Source organism: Bradyrhizobium sp. (assembly GCF_049586575.1).
Lineage (GTDB): Bacteria > Pseudomonadota > Alphaproteobacteria > Rhizobiales > Xanthobacteraceae > Bradyrhizobium.
Window position 1 is genome coordinate 1 of record NZ_JBAVCF010000445.1, and the last position, 4,799, is coordinate 4,799.

6 protein-coding genes and 2 pseudogenes are annotated in these 4,799 nt (G+C 58.5%); 2 read left to right on the forward strand and 6 right to left on the reverse strand.

Features of this window, described 5'->3' with window-relative positions:
* Positions 1-202, reverse strand: a 202-nt coding sequence (locus tag WB528_RS17420; protein ID WP_423889648.1) for a hypothetical protein, incomplete at its 3' end; no start/stop codon positions are given.
* A 35-nt stretch (positions 203-237) separates the two neighbouring features.
* Between WB528_RS17420 and WB528_RS17425 the strand changes: the two are divergent.
* Positions 238-444 (forward strand): annotated as a pseudogene (locus tag WB528_RS17425) (IS110 family transposase); the annotation flags it as partial.
* A gap of 1,127 nt (positions 445-1,571) precedes the next feature.
* On the opposite strand, the gene WB528_RS17430 reads toward WB528_RS17425, so the two are convergent.
* From WB528_RS17430 to WB528_RS17450, 5 genes are all read right to left on the reverse strand, one after another.
* Positions 1,572-1,844, reverse strand: a complete 273-nt coding sequence (locus tag WB528_RS17430) for a hypothetical protein (protein ID WP_423889649.1) — start codon at positions 1,842-1,844, stop codon at positions 1,572-1,574.
* A complete protein-coding gene (locus WB528_RS17435; RefSeq protein WP_423889650.1) occupies positions 1,841-2,035 on the reverse strand; it encodes a hypothetical protein in 195 nt (64 codons plus the stop codon). The genes WB528_RS17430 and WB528_RS17435 overlap by 4 nt, the downstream gene beginning before the upstream one ends.
* A gap of 441 nt (positions 2,036-2,476) precedes the next feature.
* Complete coding sequence (locus WB528_RS17440; RefSeq protein WP_423889651.1) at positions 2,477-2,677, reverse strand: hypothetical protein; 201 nt, start codon at positions 2,675-2,677, stop codon at positions 2,477-2,479.
* Between the two features lie 38 nt (positions 2,678-2,715).
* The gene (locus WB528_RS17445) at positions 2,716-3,066 is read right to left on the reverse strand and encodes a hypothetical protein (RefSeq protein WP_423889652.1); all 351 of its coding nucleotides are present in this window, start codon (positions 3,064-3,066) and stop codon (positions 2,716-2,718) included.
* Positions 3,067-3,171: 105 nt separating this feature from the next.
* On the reverse strand, positions 3,172-4,197 hold the full coding sequence (locus tag WB528_RS17450) for a replication-relaxation family protein (protein WP_423889653.1): 1,026 nt from the start codon (positions 4,195-4,197) through the stop codon (positions 3,172-3,174).
* Between the two features lie 314 nt (positions 4,198-4,511).
* Here WB528_RS17450 and WB528_RS17455 point away from each other — a divergent pair.
* A pseudogene (locus WB528_RS17455) lies at positions 4,512-4,799 on the forward strand (hypothetical protein); the annotation flags it as partial.

The window sequence follows — 4,799 nt, forward strand, 5'->3', positions numbered from 1 at the left end:
GCCGAATCCTGGCGAACGCGATAGATTCGGCGAAGAATAAAGCGGTCTGGATCGAACGCGCCGAATATTGGGACGGACTCGCTACAAAGGTCGAGAAAGAATCGCTTCCTAAGCGCCCAAAATAGGCAGCCAACTGATGGCGTGGATGGCCCCCTGACGGCATCGAAGTGCCAAGATGGTGGTCGTCGAAGATCACCAGCAACGGGAGCCATCCATGGGTGAGATTACAACAGTTGGTTGGACTTGGCCAAGAACGTTTTCCAGGTCCATGGGGTGGATGAGACGGGCACTGAGGTCGTTATCAAGCGACTACGACGTAGCCAGGTTATTGGGTTCTTTGCCAGCTTACGACGGTGTCTGATTGGCATGGAAGCCTGCGCGACTGCGCATCATTGGGCTCGCGAGCTGACCAAACTGGGCCCCGCTATACGTTGGATGCCACCGTTTTGATGGCGGGAGGGACGTTGCGGGCTGGGTTAGGCCGTCTTCGCTTCTTGGTGGCGGGTGGAGAGGAAGTGCTGGAGGAGGAGCGTCTCGACGAACCACGTGCGGCTGTACGGGACCCTAATGGGAGGACTTAGTCTGCGTCTGCTCAATGATTTTGGACACTGCAAGATTTTTACACCTGAGAGCCAATTGTCTGAATCTGTGAGATGCCTCCTCATCGGCACACGTCTGCGCGACTTCTTCGAGAAGAGTAGCCTCTTTCAAGAGGCATTTCGCCATGTACCGACGGTCGTATTCGAACGGCTGTCTCATGCGGATCAAATCCAAGAGCCCCGCCTTGGTTCAATCAGAGGTCGCGCAACCCGGTCGAGATAGTTACTGATTTCTTAGGCACGAGACCAAAAGTTGTGAAGGCGGAGTGGAATTGCTGGAGGGAGAGCGTTTCGACGAGCCACACGCGGCTGACCATGCGGGCGCGGAAGCTCACGGATTTTGGACGAATAGCGCACGAATTTCGGTGGGTGAGTGGCTCACGGATATTGATAGGAGGCCTGCGGCTTGGCGGCTCGAATTAGCGGTACAGTTAGCCTCTGTTGATTGACGGGCGATTGGGTGGAGCGGAGCGGCGATGGCGGCCATTATGTTTGTCATGCAGCTTCTGGGAACTGGCCCGCTATGATTTGAGAGCGTCGCTATTTTCGTGCTGAGGTTTGGCGACCTTCGGAATGACGCGGCCTTCGACCGCACCCGGCCGCCCAGGCGGACACTCCCGTCCATTGCATACCACGAGATGCCAGGATCTGCCTGCGGGCCTGAGAGAGCCCGGTGCAAGGATCGCGACGAACAAAGCGAAAAATGAAATTCCGAGGATCGTAAAGAAGAATCGCCCAGAGATCATTGTCTTCTCCCCGGCAAAGAGGCGAAACAATTTCGAAAACGTACATCATTAGAGCGGGAAAGCAAAGAGCCTTGTGGGTCTTGCAGGCTGTTCGATGCGTAAACGTCAGGTTGCATAGCCTGCGGAATTCCGGAAGGGAAGCTCACGGAAATTGGACGGATAGCTCACGGAACTTGGAGGGGAAAGACCTCACGGATTTTGATAGTTGGCGAGCGGCTTGGTGGCTCTACTGAGCCGTCGTTGTTGCGTCGGTCGTGGTCGCGGTATTCATTGCGGACGTTGTCGTTGCCGGGTCGTCACTTATTGCTGGTGTCGATGTTGCGGAATCGGGCGGGGCGATTGAGGGGGCTGTTGCATCGCCTTCCTGCGCAGGCAGGATGATGACGGTGCGGGTAGTCGTCGAGGTGAGGCCGTTTTGGTCAGCGACGACATAGTCGACGGTGTCGGTTGCGGCTTGGCTGGTGTCGATCTGGACGGGGCTCGTTTCAATACCGTTCACGTATGTTTGGATGCCGAGGTTGAGGCTTGCTGCGGGCCAGTGGTCGCCGCGCCGAGGTCGTTGTAGGTGGCGCCGACTTGGATGATGATGGCGGGGTTGTCGCCGTTGGCTTCATGTCCGCTCTTCAACCCCAAGCGCCCGACACCGGACAAAGCGGTCGGGACGCCGGAAAAGCGCCAGAGGGCAAGCAAGTGCACTGCAGCAGCGCGAGGCGGCTTGGCGGCACAACAAAAAGCCCGGGGAGTTTACCCCGGGCGAGGGTGTCAGGAACGTTGTGTAAGGAGGTTTCTGTGAGTTTACCACGAACGGGAGACTCACATGACGACCAATTCGACGATTACACCGGAACTACTGGATCAACTTCTTGCTAACTATGAGAAGCCGGAGGAGGTTGCGGGATGTCCATTGAGACCGCTAACGTCTGTCGCGGTCGGCGCGCTCCCACGCGTTAGGGTAATGCTGGCGACTTTACTATCATGGAATGAGTTGCGTGGTGTTGCTGGATAATAGCATTCGAATGGCGTTGCTGATCTGGAATTGTGTACGAGATTGCAGCGTTTAGAATCGGAGTTGCCGTTGCCGCTCGATTGCGCCGCACGAGCGGCTGAACCGTGGGCGGATCAGATCGATGACTACAATACGGTGTGCGGCGTTATCGGCGTGAGCTGAATTTCGCGCATATCTCCGCGCAGCACCTTGGCCACGTGCCCGTTGTCCCAGGCGATCGTGACCGCATCCCAACTGGTTTCCGTGACGGTGCCGCCGTCAGCGGGATTGCCCTGCCAGTAGACGCGGGAGTCTTTCTTGAGTGTTTTGGATTCATTGGGCGTCATCGTACGTCGAGTCTTCAAATGAGCCGGAATGACTATTCTTAGTCCATATCGGAATCCGTGTCGCGCTCGGGCGCAGTGGTACGGAGCACCTCGTACTCCATTACGCGAACCACGCCGGGGGCCGGCTCATCAACCACATCGATGATCGTATCTTCGACCGGTAGCTTGACGGTTGCGGTCGGTAGTTTGCGCGCTGCCTTTCGTGCTGCGGACTTTGGGCCGGGTCTTTTCTTGGCGGTCACGTTCCGGGAGCCGCGGGCTGGCCTTCGGACCTTGGACCTCACCTTTTTCGGAGCCGCGCGCTTTGCTGTTTTCTTACGCGTCGACGAGGCGCGCACCTTGCTGCGCTTCGCGATGTTCCTTCCGATGCGTCGCTTTGCTTTGGCCATGACGCCCTCCTCTATGAGAGGGTACCTTAGCGCTGATTGGCACATGGGTGCCAGTATGGCCGCTACACCCTCAATCGGCCTGCAGCTTGCCTGCGAGACGCTGGATCATCGGTCGAGATGGAGCGGTGGAAATCTGACGCGCTGCCACGGCTCCGTGAGCATATGGGCGCCGGCTGGAGGCGGCCGGTCGGGGGAGGTGAGAGCGGGGAAGGTCTTGAAGAGCAGGATTTTTGATCCCTGCTTGCCGGTGAGGCGCTCGACGAGCGCCATCATGGAGTTGAGGCGGGCAGAGGTCGTGGTGATAAACGGGACAAAGAAATTGGGAAAGCCGAAGTGGGAGCGATGAATGCCTTGGTCGGCAATGGCCAAATAAGCGGCGAATTTCTTGGCAATGGAGGAGCGCTCGGGATCGGCGGCGTCCACCGGCTCGGTGCCGCAATCGGCCTCGATGCCGGGGAAGAATAAGAAACTGCGTTTGCCGTCGATCATGCGCTCAAGCCCGAACGGGCGAGCGTCAGCGATGATTTGATCGGAGCGAATCTCGCCGCGGAACGAGTAGGAGATCGGGACCGCGTTCGGGATCGGTAACTGGACGGTCGGGGCCGGCGTGTTGGGATTAGCGAGAATGTCGCGCCACGTTATGAGGCGGACGGCGGGGTTTGCTCGGGTGCCGAGTTCGATCGAGGCCGCGATCTGCGCGATCATCAGCTCGTGAATGAAATTGTGGCGCGAGCTTTTGAGGGGCACCGGTAAGTCGCGCTCTCGCAATGCGCGGGCACCGCGCTCGTCGAGCGCGTAGGTGAGGGGGCGGTAGTTGGCGTCGGCGCATTGCCTCTGCTGGGGCGGGCGCGCGAGATACAGGTTTGGCTTGCGCGACAACAGATTGAGCCGATGAAGCAGAGCTTTTTGGTTGCCGCCGACAAAGGCGTGGATGTAATCGCTCGGCAAATAGTGGAAGCGCGCAAGCAACTTAAAGATTTCGATGTCGCGCTCGGTCGGATAGGCAGCGAGCGGTGCGCCGTCCTGCCCCATAACGGGGTCACGGGACCAGCGCGAATTGCGTGATTTCTTTTCGGCTACGGCGTCCATGGTGCGCGCATAGCTGTAAAAGGGACCCGCGTAAACGGGCACGATGAACTCGCCTGGACTACCGCGGCGTACGGTGGACTACGGTGGCGAATTAAAATATTGGTGGCACTCAGGGAGCGTATCACCACAATTATTGTTTTAGCGACTCGCGCGGAAGGGATGGCAGTTCTAACAACGCCAGGCAACCAACAATAGGGTCGCAATCCGCTCCTCCGGCCAACTTGGCGTGCCCCGGCGGCGTGACAAATGGCCTATTGCGGCAGATGCGCATTGGTTGTGCACTGGGCCCGTAGGAGGCCGACCGTGAAATCAGGCCCCTCGGTGGAAAGCCAGACTGCAGCTATGGGGAGGGCGGGATGCAATTTTTAAAAGCCAAAACGCTTGTTTGCACTGTGGTTGCGGCCGGTGCGCTCGGCCTTGGGGCGGCGCTGCCATCCGGCCAGGCGCAGGCGCAGCAGCAAACCTACTTGATGAAAATTTCAACGCCGACCGTTCACGACATTCCGAATGCCTGGATCGACGGCTATGCCGCAATGCTGGAAAAGGACTCCGGCGGTCGCATCAAAGTGCAGGTCTTCCCGGCAAGCCAGCTCGGTTCGATCCCGCGGCAGATCGAAGGAACGCAGTTCGGTTCGATTCAGTGC